The following is a 17,422-nucleotide window of genomic DNA, read 5'->3' as shown; positions in this document are numbered from 1 at the left end:
TTAAATATGCATGTCAAAATTTCGACACATTTTTTGTTTATTTATAAATCAATTATTTGAAAATACTTTATGTTGCTTAATATAATAAAAAAATTAACAGTGTCAATAATGTGACACTGTTGTCAAAAATTTGACATATATATTAAACATAAATATGTTTTAATTTAGTCCATATTGATTTAATTTATAGTAAAGTGTTGTTCTTTTTATATTTAATATCTTTGCAGCCTTTTGCTTATTCCCATTAGTCATCTTTAAAATCTTTCTAATGGTTTCTTTTTCTACCTTTTCAACTATTTTTTGAAGGTCATATTCATTTTCATAAGTATCAACATTTTGTATTCCACTATTAAATATATACTCAGGAATGCATGACAAGTTTATATTACCATCATTAGATAATATAACCATCCTTTGTATTACATTTTTTAGTTCTCTAATATTACCCTCCCATGAATATCTTTCAAGAATATCATAAACTTCCTCATCAACTTTATAAATTTTAATTCTTTCCTTTTCTGCCATATCATTTATAAAAATATTTACAAGATCTTTAATATCCTCTCTTCTTTCTCTAAGAGGAGGAAGTTCAATCTGCACTACTGCTAACCTGTAAAACAAATCATCTCTAAATTTATTTTCCTTTATTAGCTTTTTAAGATCTTTATTGGTAGCTGCAATTATCCTTGTATTTGTTGGTATTGCTTTTTCACTTCCAAGCCTGTAGATTATTCCATCCTGTAATACCCTTAAAAGCTTTGCTTGCATCTCAAAAGGCATATCCCCAATTTCATCAAGAAACAAAGTACCATTATTCGCAAGCTCAAACTTTCCCATTTTACCCTTTTTAGCAGCACCTGTAAATGCTCCTTCTACGTATCCAAAAAGTTCACTTTCGAGAAGTTGTTCGGGTATAGCACTGCAGTTTACTGCAACGAAGTTCCCGCTCCTACCACTTGCCTCATGTATAGCCTTTGCAAAAACCTCCTTGCCTGTACCACTCTCACCTGTAATCAATATGCTTGCAGATGTTTGGGCAACCTTTTGAGCAAGAGCAATAGCATCAATTATCTTTTTGTTTTTACCATATATATTTGTAAAACTGTATTTGTTTGCTATTTCCTTTTTATATGCACTTTCAAGAAACTCAACCTTTTCCTTTGCATTTTCAAGTTGTTTTGAAAGGTTAACAACCTCAGTAATATCTCTATCCGTTGTAACACATCCTATGATTTCTTGCTTTGAGTTGAAAATAGGTATAGCACTTAAAATTACACTTTTCCCTTTTATAGGTTCATGTTTCATGTTTTCTATTGGTTTTCCTTCTTTTAATACTTTTAAAATCATTGCATTTGGAAAAAAATCTTTAATATGTTTCCCTATTATTTCTTCAGCCTTAACATTATAGAGCATCTCAGCGCTTTTATTCCAATATATAACATAACCCATATTATCAGCTATACATATTGCTTCATGAATATTTTCTATTATATTATTTAGAAAATCAAAAAGTTCATTCATCTTAATATAGAATGTATCTCTTATGTTATTACTTGTTAAAATTCCAATGACTTTATTATTTTCAACTACGGGAAGCCTGCCTATATTATTCTTTATCATTAAATCTCTTGCTTCTTTTACTGAGAAATTTGGATTTATCGTTATAACATCTCTTTTTATATATTTCTCTAATGCACTATTAAAATCTATTCCTAATCTTTTTATTTTAGACAGATCAGATCTTGTAAATATCCCTAAAAGGTTTCCTTTTTCATCAAATACAACAACTTCATCTTTAAAATGCTCTATCATCTTATTCATTGCATCGTTAATTGTTTCATTTTGCATTACTTTTATAAAATCAGTATTCATTATATCTTTTACCTTAAAAAAAATATCTGTAATCATTCTTTCCCTCCTCTCTAATCAGTTTTTCAATCTACTCTTCTTCATTTTCATCATAGAAGTTTAAATATGAATACTTTTTCCCATCTTTTTGCCATCCTAAAATTGCATCCATGTTAACATTTTGAGTAGCTGTAAAAATATGCTTGTCAATATCTTTAAATTTCAATTTCAAATCTTTTATTAAATCCTTTATTTCATAACGCTTATTTCCAGTTCTTTTAGCAGCTACCATACATGCACAGTTTATTGGGTATATTCCGTTTTCCTTTGTATAGCATTCTATATAATGTTCTTTAATATAATAAAGTGGTCTTATTAGCTCCATACCCTCAAAATTTCTAGATTTAACTTTTGGAAGCATAGTTTTAAAACACCCTGTAAAAAACATATTTAATAGAACAGTTTCAATAACATCATCAAAATGATGCCCTAAAGCAAGTTTATTACATCCAAGTTCCTTTGCTTTAGAGTATAATGCTCCTCTTCTCATCTTTGCACACATAAAGCAAGGATAATCCTTCGCTATCCTATCAACAATTTCAAAGATTCCAGATTCATATATATGTATAGGTATATTTAAATGTCTACAGTTGTCTAATAAAATCTCTTTTATGTCCTCATGGTATCCCGGATCAGCCACTATGAATTCAAGATCAAATTTTATTTTGTTCATCCTTTTTAACTGTTGAAACAGCTTTGCCATTAAAAGACTATCCTTTCCTCCTGAAACTGCAACAGCTATTTTATCCCCTTCCTCAACCATGTTATAATCTGAAATTGCCTTGATAAATTTTCCCCATATATGATGCCTAAATTTAGTAACTATACTTCTTTCAATTTCATAAAGAGGCTTTTTTTCATCAATATAAATCGATCTCTCGCATCTGTTATTAGATAATTTTTCCATGATATCACCTCAGTTACTAAAATTCATTCTTTTAATCAAAACCTTTTTATTAGTTTATGTCAAAACAATATTATAACTCATAATATATACAAATGCGAATATTAGGAGATAGCATGGGAAATAAAATATATAAAAAATACATTGAAAACTTTAATATAAATCTTCTTGACTGCAAATTTGTCGGAAAAGGTCATAATGGAGTCGTATATCTTTTACCGGATGGAAAGGCAATTAAAATATGTTTTGATATTTATAGCTGCATGAGGGAATATGAAATACTCTCTAGAATTAAAAAAAGCAAATATTTTCCAAAAGTGTATGGTATATGTGGTAACTATATGATAAGAGATTATATTGAAGGTACTCCTCTTAATAAATATATCAAAAAAAATGGCATAAGTAAAAGACTTGCTAAAAATTTAATTAAACTACTTATTGAATTTAAAAAACTTAATTTTTCAAAGGAAGACATAAGGTGTAAAGATATTATTGTGAGATATGATGAATCAGTAATGGTTATTGATCCTAAAAAATGTTACACAAAAAAAAGAGATTTCCCAAGGCATTTAGTAAAAGGACTTTATAAGCTTGATGTTTTAGATACTTTCTTATCTGTTCTTAAAGAAGAAAAGCCAGGTTTATATAAGTTTTGGAAACCTAAAATTTTAGAATATATAAACTATATATCTCAAATAAAGCCATGATATGCTCTTTCTATCATACCATGGCTTTATTAATAGTTTTTATATTTAATTATTGCTTTGATATCTTTGCCCAGCTATCTTTTAAACCAACAATTCGATTAAATACAAGTTGCCCTTCTTTAGAGTATTTTGAATCAAGGCAAAAATATCCCATCCTTAGAAATTGATATCTATCATTTAAATCTGATTGTAAAATTGAAGGTTCAATTTTACATCCTTCTAGTACTTCAAGAGAATTAGGATTAATATAATCAGTAAAGTCCTTACCCTCCGAGTCCTCAGATGGATTTGGTACAGTAAATAAATTATCATAAAGCCTAACCTGTGCATCAACAGCATGGGCAGCAGAAACCCAATGTATAGTACCTTTAACCTTTCTTCCGTCTGGTGACTCTCCACCCCTTGAAGCAGGATCATAAGTACAATGCAGTTCTATTATTTCTCCTTTTTCGTTCTTTACTATTTCATTGCATTTTATAAAATATGCATTCTTTAATCTAACTTCTCCTCCAGGCATTAATCTAAAATATTTTTTGGGGGGATTTTCCATAAAATCATCCTGTTCTATATATATAACCTTTGAAAATGGAACCTTCCTTGTACCTGCACTCATATCTTCAGGATTATTTTCAATTTCAAATTCTTCAACTAAATCATCAGGATAATTATCTATAACTACTTTTAATGGTCTTAAAACTGCCATTACTCTTTTTGCCCTCTTGTTTAAATCTTCCCTTATGCAATGTTCAAGTAGACTAATGTCAACTATGCTATCTGCCTTTGCTACCCCTATCCTGTTACAAAAATCTCTAATAGACTCAGGAGTATATCCTCTTCTTCTAAGTCCTGATATTGTTGGCATTCTTGGATCATCCCATCCATCTACATAACCTTCTTTTACAAGCCTTAAAAGTTTTCTTTTACTCATCACAGTATAATTAAGATTTAACCTTGCAAATTCAATCTGCTTTGGAGGACTTTCAAGCTCAAGTTCCCTTAATACCCAATCATATAAAGGGCGATGATCTTCAAATTCTAATGTACAAATAGAATGAGTAATACCTTCAAGATAATCTGATAATGGATGAGCAAAATCATACATAGGATATATACACCATTTATCTCCAGTCCTATGATGGGTTGCCCTTAGAATTCTGTATAACACAGGATCCCTCATGTTAAGGTTTGGTGATGACATATCTATTTTTGCCCTTAAAACTCTTGATCCATCAGGAAATTCTCCATTCTTCATCCTTTCAAACAAATCAAGATTTTCTTCTATTGTCCTATCTCTATAAGGACTATTTTTTCCTGGATTCGTTAATGTTCCTCTATATTCTCTTATCTGTTCAGGACTCAAATCACATACATAAGCTTTGCCTTTTTTTATAAGCTGAACAGCAAACTCATAGAGCTTTTCGAAATAATCTGATGCATAGTATAACCTATCTCCCCAGTCAAAGCCGAGCCATTTAACATCCTCCATTATAGATTCCACATACTCTGTATCTTCCTTGCTTGGATTAGTATCATCAAACCTTAAATTGCATAGACCTTTATTGTACTCTGCGATTCCAAAGTTAAGGCAAATAGATTTTGCATGGCCTATATGAAGATATCCATTAGGTTCTGGGGGAAAACGAGTGTGAACTTTTCCTCCATAGGTATTTTCCTCTAAATCCTTATTAATTATATCTTGAATAAAATTTGAATAAGTCTTTGAAGAGCTTTCGTTTTCATCAACTATAACTTCTTCCTTAATATTTTCTTCCATTCTTCTACCTCCTTTGTAAAATAAAAAAACCTTTAATCCTGAACATAGGACGAAAGGTTTAACTTCCGCGGTACCACCTACATTGGCAATGCCCACTTTTAACTTCTCTTTAACGGGAGAAACCGCTAAGTTTACTCGGCTAAGCCATTTTCAACCAGCGCTCCAAGGCCTGTTTCAGTAAAAAATCATACCGGATTCCCAGCACCACCAGCTCTCTTAAATGATTTTTTTACCTACTTTTCCTCTTCATAGCATACTAAATATATATATTTATATAAATTATATTATTACAATCAAAAATATGTCAAGATATGTTTTTAGTCTACTTATTTAAATAATATATTCATCAAACATATTAGGTATTATAATTTCAGCTTTAGTTATACTTTCAAGTTCAGTTTTTAGATTTTCCTGTGCATCTACGTCTCCATGCGTTATAAAAATAGTATTTTTAACTCCTTTTTTTATGTTCATAATCCAATTTAATATTCCATTCATATCAGCATGTCCAGATAAACCTTGCATATTATAAATCTTAGCTTTTACTACCATTTTCTCTCCATATATTTTAATTTCCTTTTCTCCATCAAGTATTTTTCTACCTAATGTACCTTCTGCCTGATATCCAACAAAAACTATTGATGAATTCTCCCTCCATATATTATGCTTTAAATGATGTTTTATTCTGCCTGCTTCGCACATACCGCTTGATGATATTATAACAATACCTTTCTTTTCATTTAATGCCATAGATTCTTCAGTACTTTTTATTATTCTAATATTTTCAAAATTAATCAGGTCTATATCATTATTTAATAAATCAAGTGCTTCATCATCATAGCATTCCTTATGTTTTTCAAAAATTTCAGTAGCTTGAATAGCAAGTGGGCTATCAATATATATTTCAACTGTTTTTAAATTTTTTCTTTTCTCAATATCTATATAATGATTAAGTATATAAAGAATCTCTTGCGTTCTCCCTACAGCAAAAGATGGAATTATTACATTACCTCCCATTTTTGTTGTATCAACAATAATACTATATAAGTCCTCTGTTTGTTTTTCAATTTCATGAATTCTATTCCCATAAGTAGATTCTGTAATTAAATAATCTGTTTCTTCTATATATTCATAGTCTTTTATTATAGGTATATTAAAATTCCCTAAATCTCCTGTAAAAGTTACTTTTTTTATTTTATCCTTTTCATTTATTTCTAAAACAACTATTGCTGAACCTAAAAGATGTCCTGCATCTTTCAAAGTAAAAGATATATTTTCATCAATTTTTTGAGGTTTATCATAAGGAACACTAAACAAAAATTCTTTAACTTTTATTGCATCATCAATAGTGTATAATGCCTCAATTGGCTCAAGCCCCTTCCTTAACCTTTTTTTATTTTCCCATTCAGCTTCTTTTTCTTGTATATGAGCACTATCTCTTAGCATTATATCTACAAGCTCACTTGTGGCTGATGTACAATATATACCACCTTTAAAACCTTTTTTAATAAGGAGTGGTATTCTTCCTGAATGATCTATGTGTGAATGAGTTAGAATCATAAAATCTAATTCATTTGGGTTAAAAGGAAAATCTTCCTTGTTTAAATTTTCACATTTACCTTGAAACATACCACAATCTACCAAAAACTTTCTTCCACAAGCTTCAATATAATAGCATGACCCAGTCACAGTTTTTGCTGCCCCACAAAATTTTATTTTCATAAAAATCCCCCTTAAATTTATCGACCGTTCTATTTTTACCAACACATAAGTAAATTCAATTGTTTTAATCAAATTGCCCCTATTTATGCTGTTTCATCAACATCATCATATACGTTTTCCATTAACTTTAGACTTTCCTCCTGTGGAAGTTGCTGAACATCCTTTAGTTTTCTCTCAATAGTTTTAGTCTTTTTAGTTGCACTTTCTATGCTGTTGCTTGCTTCTAAAAGCTTTTTTTGTGTCTTTTCAAGAATTTCAGAAAACTTCCCAAACTCAGTTTTAACTGCACCAAGTATCCTCCAAACTTCACTTGAGCGCTTTTCAATAGCAAGTGTTCTAAATCCCATCTGTAGACTGTTTAAAAGTGCTGATATAGTAGTTGGCCCTGTTATTATAACTTTATAATCCCTTTGCAATGTTTCTATTAAACCTGTATTCCTTACAACTTCCGCAAAAAGGCTTTCTGTGGGTAAAAACAATATAGCAAAATCTGTTGTATTAGGAGGATCTATATACTTTTCAAAAATAGTCTTTGCCTCTTCTTTAACTCTTTTTTCAAGTAGTTTTCTTGCTTCTTCAACAGCTTCCTTATCTCCCAAATCAAAGGCCTCAAGAAGCCTTTGGTAATCTTCCTGTGGAAACTTAGCATCAATAGGAAGGTATATATATTTTTGCATATCATCCTTCCCTGGAAGCTTTAATGCAAACTCAACCCTTTCATTGCTACCTTTTTTAGTTGCAACATTCATATCGTACTGTTCACTTGTAAGTAAATCTTCAATTATATTGGCAAGCTGTATTTCCCCCCATACACCTCTTGTTTTAACATTGCTTAATGCTTTTCTAAGATCGTTAACACCTAAGCTTAAACTTTGTATTTCTCCAAGCTGTTTATATAGTGCCTCTAGCCTTTCACTTATGTTCTTAAAAGATTGCCCTAATCTATTCTCAAGTGTCGTATGTAACTTTTCGTCAACAGTGGCTCTTATATCTTCAAGTTTTTTATTGTTATCATCTTGAATTTGTTTTAGTTTCTCTTCAATAGCCTGCCTTATTTTGTCAAGTCCTTCAGAATTAGTTTTCAAAAGTTCTAAAAGTTTCCCAGTAACAATCTCAAGCTGGTCTTTTTGGAGGTTTCCAATACTGCTTATTTGTTTATTTATGCTATCAGTCATACCTAATATGTTTTGTGAAATCTCCTGCCTGTTTTGAAAAGAAATTGTATAATTTTCTTCTCTTATCCTTCTTATCTCATCTTTAAAAGCTGCTTCAATTTTACTCTGAACATTATCAAAATATTGCCTTAAAATCTTTTCATCAAAACTATCCTTATTTAATTTTGATAAAATAATAAACTGAATTAATATAGATATAATAAGTAGAATAATAATTAAAATACTGGATCCTCCCATAACCCCACCTCTTTTATTTAAAAATATAATAAAAGCTCTTTTAATGAATCTATTTTAATTTTAAATGAATCTACACTTCCAAAACCATAAGAAGCATAAACAAAGTCAATTCCAACTTTTTTAGTTGCTTCAAGATCTACTTTAGCATCACCAACATATATAGGATTTTTAATACCATTCCTTTTCATTACAAGTCTAATATTTTCTCCTTTTTCTAAGCCTGTATTACCTGAACATTCATAATCCTTAAAATACTTATGTAAATCATGATATTCTAAAAATGCTTCTATATATCCGCTCTGGCAATTGCTAACAATAAATAAAGGATATTTTTTATATAATGCATCTAAAGTTTCTATCAGGTTAGGATATAGTTTTCCTCCTTCTTTTCTAATAAGTGAACATTCTTCTTGGGTACATTCATCTATTATTTTATATAGATCTTTATCATCAATATCTTTATATATGCTTTTAAATATGTCATCAATTTTACTCCCCATAAATGATTGAAGCTCTTCAAGAGTTATAAAATTTTTAAATTTAGAATGACTGCTCACAACTTTTTTCCATGATCTATGAATCACCTCCACTGCATCCCATAATGTACCATCAAGATCAAAAATTATCCCATCATAAATTCTTTTACTCATCTTCACTTTCCTTTCTAATTGTATATACATTTATTATTTATAACACAAAAAATTTTTAAAAGCAAATTTTTCATAATTATTAAAAATATTTATTATTTCAATAATTGTATTAATTATAATTATTTTTTCTATAGTTTGGATATAATACAAAAAGGAGGTGATACTGTGAATGATATGAGCTTCATTCCTGGCGAAGAATATATTGTAATTAACCGTCATACAGGTGAGGTATCCTACTGAATATCCGATGAAAAAGGCAAATTTCACAACTGAAAGGATAGGCCTTCTGCTGTAAGCAGAAAATAATCAAATAAAATAATTCTCAAAGCAAGTAGAAATATTTAACATCCCTCTATTTGCTTTGAGAATTTTTATTACTCATTATATGGTTCTAAATGTACCATACAATGCTTTATGTGTTCTACATTATTTTCAACGTTTAGATGCACAGCTTCTGCTATTTCATGTCCTTGTTTTACAGACATATTTGAATCAACACATATCTCAATATCTACATATATCTTATTTCCAAAAAGTCTCGTTTTTAACATAGTAATATCTTTTACCCCAATGGTTGACATAACAACATTTCTTATTTTTTCTATAGTATCCTTATCCGCTGAAGAATCAATCAACTGTGCTGTTGATTTTCTATAAAAATCAATACCTACTTTAATTATAAAAAAACTAACAATTATTCCGGCAATCGGATCAAGAACCTTAATACCAAGCCTTGCTCCAAAAATTCCAGCAAAAGTTCCAATTGAAGAAAATGCATCGGATCTGTGATGCCATGCATCTGCTTCCATAGACAAACTCCTTATTTTTTTTGCAACTATTATTGTATACCAATACATACCTTCTTTAACAACTATTGATATCATCGCAGCTAACAAAGCAATAAATCCCGGAGTTTTTATATCTCCTAATATTAAACTTTTAATTCCTTCATAACCTATTAATAGTCCTGTTAAAAGAAGAATCGTACTTACAATTTTTGCACACTCTGCTTCAAATTTTTCATGACCATAAGGATGTTTTTCATCTTCTTTTTTTGATGATATATTTAATCCGATAATAACTACAAATGTGGCAAGTATGTCTGAAAGTGTGTGTACACCATCTGCAAGCATAGCAGTACTTTGTCCTATTATTCCTGCAATTATCTTAAATGCACAAAGTGCTGTATTAATAAATATTGTTATCCATGAAGTTTTAGTACCTAAAGTGCATTCATCCACAATATCACTCCCAATTGATAATAAATTATAATAACATTATATGCTGTAATATCTTATATTGCAAGTATTTATGCTAAATAGGATATATTTTCAATTGATAATTAATTTAATTTTCATTAATGAATTTATTTATCTTTTTATTGATATAAAAAACAAAAATATAAAACTCCACTCTTTTTTTCTTAAGAATGGAGTTTTATCTTTTGTTTTATATAATCATATCAATAATTGGCGACAGGAATATTATTATTGAAAGAATTATAATAAATGTAACCGTAATCCATATTATTATATTTTGTATTTTGTTGTTTATATATTTGCCCATTACATCCTTTTTGTTAGTTAACCTCACCATAAAAATTAGAATTATTGGAGAAAGCATTCCTGCAAGCTGTTGAGTAAAAAGCATAATTCCTACCAAAGAAATCTTTGGTAATAAAACAATAATTGCACTTGTTATTATCATACCTATAAATATTCCATAGAATATAGGTGCTTCTTTAAACTCATTATCAAGCCCTCTTTCAAATCCAAAAGCTTCACATATTGCATAGGTTGTGGAAAGAGGTATTATTGCTATTGCAAGAGCTGATGCCCCAAATAATCCTATTCCAAACAGAGCTGATGCATATTGACCAGCAAGAGGCTTCAAAGCAAGAGCAGCTTGCTCAGCACCTTCAATTCTTATACCATTTTTATATAAAGTAATAGCTGTTGTAACAATTATAAAAAAGGATACCATATCTCCCCAAATAGCAGATAAATAAACATCAATTTTTTCATATTTATAATCATCTATTCCAAGTCCTTTATCTACTATTGAAGATTGAAGATAAAACTGCATATAAGGAGTTATTGTTGTTCCTATCATACCAATAAATGTTAATATAAATTCTTTATTATACTCAATTTGGGGAGTGAACATCTCTTTAAATACAATATTCCACTGTGGCTTAGCTATAAAGCAAGTTATAATATAGGAAAAGAAAACAAAGGTAAAAATTAAAAATATCTTCTCTATTTTTGAGTAATTACCCCTTGTAATAACAAAAAGAGTAAATATAGCAACAACAGGAACTGAAATATATTTGCTGACTCCAAATAATTCCATACTTGCTGCAATACCTGCAAAATCTCCAACGCACACTCCAAAATTAGCTATAAAAAGTGTTAGCATAGCAAAAAATGCAAGCTTTACTCCAAACTGCTCCCTGATAAGATCCGAAAGTCCTTTGCCTGTTACAATTGCCATTCTTGCATTCATCTCTTGTATTACTGCTAAGCTAAAGGTTATAAGCAGTAACCCCCACAGCATTTTATATCCAAAGTGAGCTCCTACAGCAGCATAAGTTGCAATTCCTCCAGCATCATTTCCAGCATTAACAGTTATTAGTCCTGGCCCTATTATACTTAATATAAACAATATATTTTTAATCTTTTTATTCTTAATTTTCCCCATAGCTGCCTCCTATGCTGATCTCTTTAGTATTTTTTTCCATCTTGGTAACAGGACTTCATCAACAATATCATTTAATATAGCCATTCCAAGTAAAACTCTTTCATTATTTACAACTGGTATTGCAAGGAGCTCATATTTTGTTACTAATTCAGTTAAATCATCCAAAGTATCCGTATCATATACATATATGATATTCTTCTGCATAATTTCTTTTAGTTTAGCATCAGGTGATGAAATTATTAAGTCACGTAAAGAAACAACACCTGTTAATCTTTCATCATTATCTATTACATATAAATAATATGCAATCTCTGAGCTTGGCTTTGTTTCCCTAAGCTCTTTTATAACTTCATCTACACTTTTATTTTGATTAAAGGCTATATAGTCTTTATTCATAATACTTCCAACAGTATTATCATCATATTTAAGAAGCTCTTTTATTTCTTGAGCATCAGATTTGTCCATATTCTGAAGTATTTTTTCAACTTTTTCCTCATCAACATCCTCAAGAATATCTGCAATCTCATCGTTAGGCATGTTTTCAAATATCTCTTTGGCAAGTTTTGCATCTATATTTTCAACAAGGTTTGACTGATATTCATCTTCAAACTCTTCAAGAGTATCAGCAGCAAGTCTTGAATCGAAAGTTTTAAAAATATGATTTCTGTAATTTGCATCAATGTCTTCTAATATATCTGCAATATCTGCCGGATGAAGTGATTTTAATTTTTTATATGGAATAGATAAAGTAATTCTATCAACCTGCCCCTTAATAGGTTCAACATTATCCCATATAACAAGACTATCAGCAAAATTTCTACCTATCTTACTTAGTATACCCTCTACAAAATTCAAAATACCAAGCCTTCTTAATAAGCCTCTAAAACCTATGTCAACTGCTACAACTTTATATCCTTCCCCAATTTCAGCCAATCTTAAATCATTAACTCTAACAACTCTTCTTCCATTAATATCAACTATCTGTCTGTCCAATATATCATTTGATAGAGAATAGAAGTTTTTATCTCTTACATATTCAAAATAGTTATCAACAATAATTTTATATTTTTTACCTCCCTTATAAATTCCAAGGGATTTAAATGCAATCTCTTTTAATGAATCCTTGTTTTTAATCCTAAGACCTTGAACAACAGGGAGATGTTCATCAGAAGTTACAATAAGATCGTTAAGCTTTCCAAGATAGATGTTACTTGAATCATACACTGATACACCAAGAAGGTTGCTGATATAACATCCTTTCACTCTTTCCATGTCTAAATCTCCTCCCTTTCGGCAGGAGAACTGCATAGGGTAGTATTAATGCAAATGCAGTTCCCCTATGATATTTAGTTTTATAATTTTTTTCAATTGATATACTACTGGGATAAGGGCCACATTCCATCAATACCACCTCCAATGCAAAATAAATTTATAAAATTATTCACTCACTATTATAATATGAGTAATTTTAAAAAAGGCTAAACTTAATAAAAATTAATATCCAAAATGTTTGTTTACAAATATAACATACATCCTACCTTTTTTGCCTTGGCTTTTTATTAATACATAATTTCTACAAATCCTTTCGGGGCTTGTACAGTCCATGCAATATCCTATTTTAGCACAAGGAGTATTTTTATTCAAACGTTTTGCATTAGCAGGTGCTGACATAGCTCTATTTCTTTCTATTGCCTCATCTAAATCCTTTACAATTTTGTTTATTCCTGCAACAATTATAACCTTATCAGGGCCATATATCATAGCAGCAACTCTATTCCCATTTCCGTCTACATTATATATTTCTCCTTCTTCTGTTATAGCATTGCTGCTTGTAAAATATGCATCAGCAAAAAAGCTTTTTCTATATATTTCTTTAATATCATCCATCGATAAGCCTTCCTTATATCTATCTAAAAAGTTATATCTTCCACTTCTTAAATGTTCAATTACTCCTGTTTCAAATAAAGTCATTGAACCTCCAACAGAAACCGTAGCATTTTCTGGTACTAAATCCATTATCTTATCAATTAGTTCCTTTTCATCCTGTACAAAAAAAGCTTCTATGTTGTTTTTTTCAAGATTTTCAATAGTTCTTTCAACTCTTTTTTGAAAAATAAAATCAGTGTTTTTATCCATTACTATACCTCCTCCTTTATTTTTTATCTAAGATAATTATAACATTAATACCTTTTATTATCATTATAATACTTTTAAATTCTATATTTATAGTTACCTTCAATATATATTAAAAGACATTATAATTATATCACTATTCTTAATATTATTTATAATCTCATATTGACATTTTTGAATAAATATAATATAGTATAGTAATAATATGGTAAATTCAATGATTGAAAATAGTAGGAATGTAAATTATTTTAAAGCGAGTTAGGGATGGTGGAAGCCTAACAAATAGTGCATTCTGAATGGGTTCATGAGAAGCAGGGTGAAAGTAAGTAGCCTGTGCCGTAATTCCAACGTTAAAGGGATAGGATATGATTGTATCCGAAAAAGTGACAACATTTATAATGTTGTAATCAGGGTGGCACCACGGAGCAGCACTTCGTCCCATTTTATAGGACAAAGTGCTGTTATTTTTTTATGGAGGTGTTTATATGTTAAACTATTTTTCAATATACGGATTATATCGCTGGCGCAAAAAGCTACTTTTGATAAACAAAATAAATCTAATTGAAATATTTTATAAGGAGTTGATAATTTATGAAATTTCAATTTGGTTCCTACGGTGGGCAATTTGTACCTGAAAAAGTATTAAATGCACTTAACGAACTTGAAAAAGCTTTTTATGAAGCAATAAATGATAAACAATTTAAAGAGGAATATTTGTATTATTTGAAAGAATATTGTGGAAGGCCTACACCACTTTATTATGCTAAAAACATGACTGAAAAACTTAAAGGTGCTAAAATCTATTTAAAGCGTGAAGATTTAAACCATACTGGTGCTCATAAGATAAATAATGTAATTGGACAGATTCTTTTAGCTAAAAGAATGGGAAAGAAAAAGATTATAGCTGAAACCGGAGCAGGTCAACATGGTGTTGCAACTGCAACAGGTGCAGCTATGTTTGGTATGGAATGTGAAATATTCATGGGAAGCGAAGATATTGAAAGACAGAAACTTAATGTATTTAAAATGCAGCTTTTAGGTGCTAAAGTTACAGAAGTTACAAGAGGTAGCAAAACTTTAAGCGATGCTGTTGATGAAGCAATAGAAAAATGGGTTGAAAGAATAGATGATACTTTTTATCTTTTAGGCTCAGCAGTAGGACCTCATCCCTATCCTACAATAGTTAGAGAATTTCAAAAAATAATAAGCGAAGAGATAAAAAAACAAATTTTAGAGAAAGAAAACCGTCTACCTGATTACGTTATTGCTTGTTGTGGTGGAGGAAGCAATGCTATAGGTGCTTTTTGTGAATTTATTCCTCATAAAGAAGTTAATCTAATTGGAGTAGAAGCTGGTGGAAAAGGAATTGATACAGAATTTAATGCTGCAACCTTAAGCCTTGGAAAGGTCGGTATAATTCACGGTATGAAGACCTACTATCTTTCAGAGGAAGATGGCTCAATAAAACCTGTTTACTCAATTTCTGCAGGTCTTGATTATCCTGGTGTCGGTCCTGAACATTCTTATCTTAAAGATATAAATAGGGCAAAATATGTCCCTATAATCGATGACGAGGCAGTAGATGCTTTCCTATTTTTAAGTAAAGTAGAAGGCATAATACCTGCAATTGAAAGTGCACATGCAGTTGCTTATGCAATGAAATTAGCACCGACATTATCAAAAGATAAAATTATTGTTATAAATATATCTGGTCGTGGAGATAAAGACGTTGATCAAATTAATCGTTTTCTAAGCCTTAAAGAAGCTGCTTTTGAAACAGTTACTAATTATTAAAATGACAACCACCCTTTTCGGGTGGTTGTCATTTTAATAATTATATATATTGTCTTCCTATTGCATCTGCAGTAAGTATAGCTGCATAAACAGATTCTACAGTAACTTCAAAGGGCATATTATATATTGTTTCTCCTTTTGCACATGAAGCCTTAGCAACTTCCATGATTTCCTCTGGTATAATTTCTTTTACTCCCATTTGTTCTAATGTAACAGGTAGTCCAACAGAAATACAAAAATCTATAACTTCTTCTATCTCTTCAATTGGACTGTTTTCCATTACTAATTGAACAAGAGTCCCAAAAGCTACCTTCTCACCATGATATAAGTGATGACATTGTTTTAATACAGTAAATCCATTATGAATAGCATGTGCTGCTGCCAATCCACCGCTTTCAAAGCCTACACCACTTAAATATGTATTTGCTTCAATAATATTTTCAACTGCTGGTGTAACTACTTTGTTTTCAACTGCAAGTTTGGCTTTTAGCCCATCCTCAAGAAGCGTTTCGTAGCATAATTTTGCCAAAGCAAAAGCTGATTTAGAAGGATGAAGACCTGCCATATTTGTTGCATTTGATTTTTTACAAGCCCTTGCCTCAAAATATGTAGCTAATGCATCACCCATACCAGCTACAAGCAGCCTTGAAGGAGCATTGGCAATAATTTTAGTATCCATAATTACGATTTCAGGATTTTTAGGAAGTATTAGATACTCTTCAAAGACACCATCTTCAGTATAAATAACAGATAAAGCACTACAAGGTGCATCGGTTGATGCAATTGACGGAACTATAACAACAGGTACCTCTGCATAATAAGCAACCGCCTTTGCTGTATCAAGTAGTTTCCTCCTCCAATTCCTATAACACATTCACATCCATTTTCTTTAACAACGTTTTACCAATCTATTTTATCTCTTTTTTACAACATTCTTTATTAAATACCTCAAATACTAATCCTGAGTTTGAACCATCAAAACTTTTTTCAACAATTGATTTTGTTCTTTTTCATTCCTGATTCAGTAGCGAGGACTAAGAAAGTCTTACCAAAGTTTTCAACATAGCTCCTTATTTTTTCAAGTTCCCCACTTCCTTGTATGTACTTACTTGGCGACATTATTATTTTCCCCATATTAACACCTCTTTTTCAAAATATAAATTCTAAATTATCGACATAACTTGATATATCTATTTTATCATATTGTTATATTTTTATCAATCTTTAAAATTGTTCTACAATATTTAAAATATTATTTAACAAATATAAAAATAGCAAAAGCTCCAATGCAACAGCATTTAAATACTATTTTCAAAGGAGCTTTTGCTATTTTTAAAAACTTTCAACCATATTATTTTATACTAATGCCTCTTTACCTTCTTGGCCTGTTCTTATTCTAACAACATTTGCAACATCATATATAAATATCTTTCCATCCCCTACATTTCCTGTATTTAAAACTTTTTTTGCTGTTTCAACAACTAATTCAACAGGAACTTCACAAACAACTATTTCTACTTTAACCTTTGGCAAAAGGTTAACTTCCATTGGAACTCCCCTATAATATTCTGTAACTCCTTTTTGCATTCCACAACCCAAAACTTGGGAGACTGTCATACCAGTAATACCGATATCATTAAGTGCCTTTTTTAATTCTTCAAATTTACTTGGGCGTGTTATAATATCTATCTTTGATATCTTATGCAAAATTTTACCCC

The 17,422-nt window shown here is 30.2% G+C and carries 13 protein-coding genes, 1 pseudogene and 2 other annotated features; of the genes and pseudogenes, 2 read left to right on the top strand and 12 right to left on the bottom strand.

What is annotated here, in order from left to right; all coding sequences use genetic code 11:
• Positions 1 to 159 precede the first annotated feature (159 nt).
• Both prdR and FDN13_RS14075 read right to left on the bottom strand, forming a co-directional pair.
• A complete protein-coding gene (prdR, locus tag FDN13_RS14080; RefSeq protein WP_138980973.1) occupies positions 160 to 1,908 on the bottom strand; it encodes a sigma-54 dependent transcriptional regulator PrdR in 1,749 nt (582 codons plus the stop codon).
• Between the two features lie 31 nt (positions 1,909 to 1,939).
• A complete protein-coding gene (locus FDN13_RS14075) occupies positions 1,940 to 2,815 on the bottom strand; it encodes a tRNA 2-thiocytidine biosynthesis TtcA family protein (RefSeq protein WP_138980972.1) in 876 nt (291 codons plus the stop codon).
• 113 nt (positions 2,816 to 2,928) lie between these two features.
• Between FDN13_RS14075 and FDN13_RS14070 the strand changes: the two genes are divergently transcribed.
• Positions 2,929 to 3,519 (top strand): serine/threonine protein kinase, encoded by a 591-nt coding sequence (locus tag FDN13_RS14070; protein WP_207670897.1) that lies wholly within the window; start codon positions 2,929 to 2,931, stop codon positions 3,517 to 3,519.
• 49 nt (positions 3,520 to 3,568) lie between these two features.
• On the opposite strand, the gene FDN13_RS14065 is transcribed toward FDN13_RS14070, so the two are convergent.
• The 8 genes from FDN13_RS14065 to FDN13_RS14030 all read right to left on the bottom strand — a co-directional run bounded on the left by FDN13_RS14065 (position 3,569) and on the right by FDN13_RS14030 (position 13,913).
• Positions 3,569 to 5,293 (bottom strand): glutamine--tRNA ligase/YqeY domain fusion protein, encoded by a 1,725-nt coding sequence (locus FDN13_RS14065; RefSeq protein WP_138980971.1) that lies wholly within the window; start codon positions 5,291 to 5,293, stop codon positions 3,569 to 3,571.
• Between the two features lie 42 nt (positions 5,294 to 5,335).
• Positions 5,336 to 5,552 (bottom strand) — a binding site (T-box leader).
• Positions 5,553 to 5,623: 71 nt separating this feature from the next.
• The gene (locus tag FDN13_RS14060; protein ID WP_138980970.1) at positions 5,624 to 7,015 is read right to left on the bottom strand and encodes an MBL fold metallo-hydrolase RNA specificity domain-containing protein; all 1,392 of its coding nucleotides are present in this window, start codon (positions 7,013 to 7,015) and stop codon (positions 5,624 to 5,626) included.
• Between the two features lie 83 nt (positions 7,016 to 7,098).
• Positions 7,099 to 8,427 carry a DNA recombination protein RmuC gene (locus tag FDN13_RS14055; RefSeq protein WP_138980969.1) on the bottom strand — a complete coding sequence of 443 codons (1,329 nt, stop codon included), beginning with the start codon at positions 8,425 to 8,427 and terminating at the stop codon, positions 7,099 to 7,101.
• A 17-nt stretch (positions 8,428 to 8,444) separates the two neighbouring features.
• A complete protein-coding gene (locus FDN13_RS14050) occupies positions 8,445 to 9,077 on the bottom strand; it encodes an HAD family hydrolase (protein WP_138980968.1) in 633 nt (210 codons plus the stop codon).
• Between the two features lie 374 nt (positions 9,078 to 9,451).
• Positions 9,452 to 10,318, bottom strand: coding sequence for a cation diffusion facilitator family transporter (locus FDN13_RS14045; RefSeq protein ID WP_138980967.1), 867 nt, complete (start codon positions 10,316 to 10,318; stop codon positions 9,452 to 9,454).
• Positions 10,319 to 10,526: 208 nt separating this feature from the next.
• On the bottom strand, positions 10,527 to 11,777 hold the full coding sequence (locus FDN13_RS14040; RefSeq protein WP_138980966.1) for an Nramp family divalent metal transporter: 1,251 nt from the start codon (positions 11,775 to 11,777) through the stop codon (positions 10,527 to 10,529).
• A gap of 9 nt (positions 11,778 to 11,786) precedes the next feature.
• Positions 11,787 to 13,049 (bottom strand): magnesium transporter, encoded by a 1,263-nt coding sequence (locus FDN13_RS14035; protein WP_168190177.1) that lies wholly within the window; start codon positions 13,047 to 13,049, stop codon positions 11,787 to 11,789.
• A gap of 222 nt (positions 13,050 to 13,271) precedes the next feature.
• Positions 13,272 to 13,913 carry a lactate utilization protein gene (locus FDN13_RS14030; RefSeq protein ID WP_138980964.1) on the bottom strand — a complete coding sequence of 214 codons (642 nt, stop codon included), beginning with the start codon at positions 13,911 to 13,913 and terminating at the stop codon, positions 13,272 to 13,274.
• A 205-nt stretch (positions 13,914 to 14,118) separates the two neighbouring features.
• Positions 14,119 to 14,354 (top strand) — a binding site (T-box leader).
• Positions 14,355 to 14,501: 147 nt separating this feature from the next.
• Between FDN13_RS14030 and trpB the strand changes: the two genes are divergently transcribed.
• Positions 14,502 to 15,704 (top strand): tryptophan synthase subunit beta, encoded by a 1,203-nt coding sequence (trpB, locus tag FDN13_RS14025; protein WP_138980963.1) that lies wholly within the window; start codon positions 14,502 to 14,504, stop codon positions 15,702 to 15,704.
• 40 nt (positions 15,705 to 15,744) lie between these two features.
• Here trpB and FDN13_RS14020 read toward each other — a convergent pair.
• Positions 15,745 to 16,838: pseudogene (locus FDN13_RS14020) on the bottom strand (glycerol dehydrogenase).
• A gap of 222 nt (positions 16,839 to 17,060) precedes the next feature.
• A complete protein-coding gene (locus FDN13_RS14015; protein ID WP_138980962.1) occupies positions 17,061 to 17,414 on the bottom strand; it encodes a P-II family nitrogen regulator in 354 nt (117 codons plus the stop codon).
• Between the last annotated feature and the right edge of the window lie 8 nt (positions 17,415 to 17,422).

Source organism: Caloramator sp. E03, from assembly GCF_006016075.1.
Taxonomy (GTDB): Bacteria; Bacillota; Clostridia; order Clostridiales; family Caloramatoraceae; genus Caloramator_B.
Note: the sequence above shows the minus strand (reverse complement) of the source record. Positions and strands in the feature narration are given on the sequence as shown.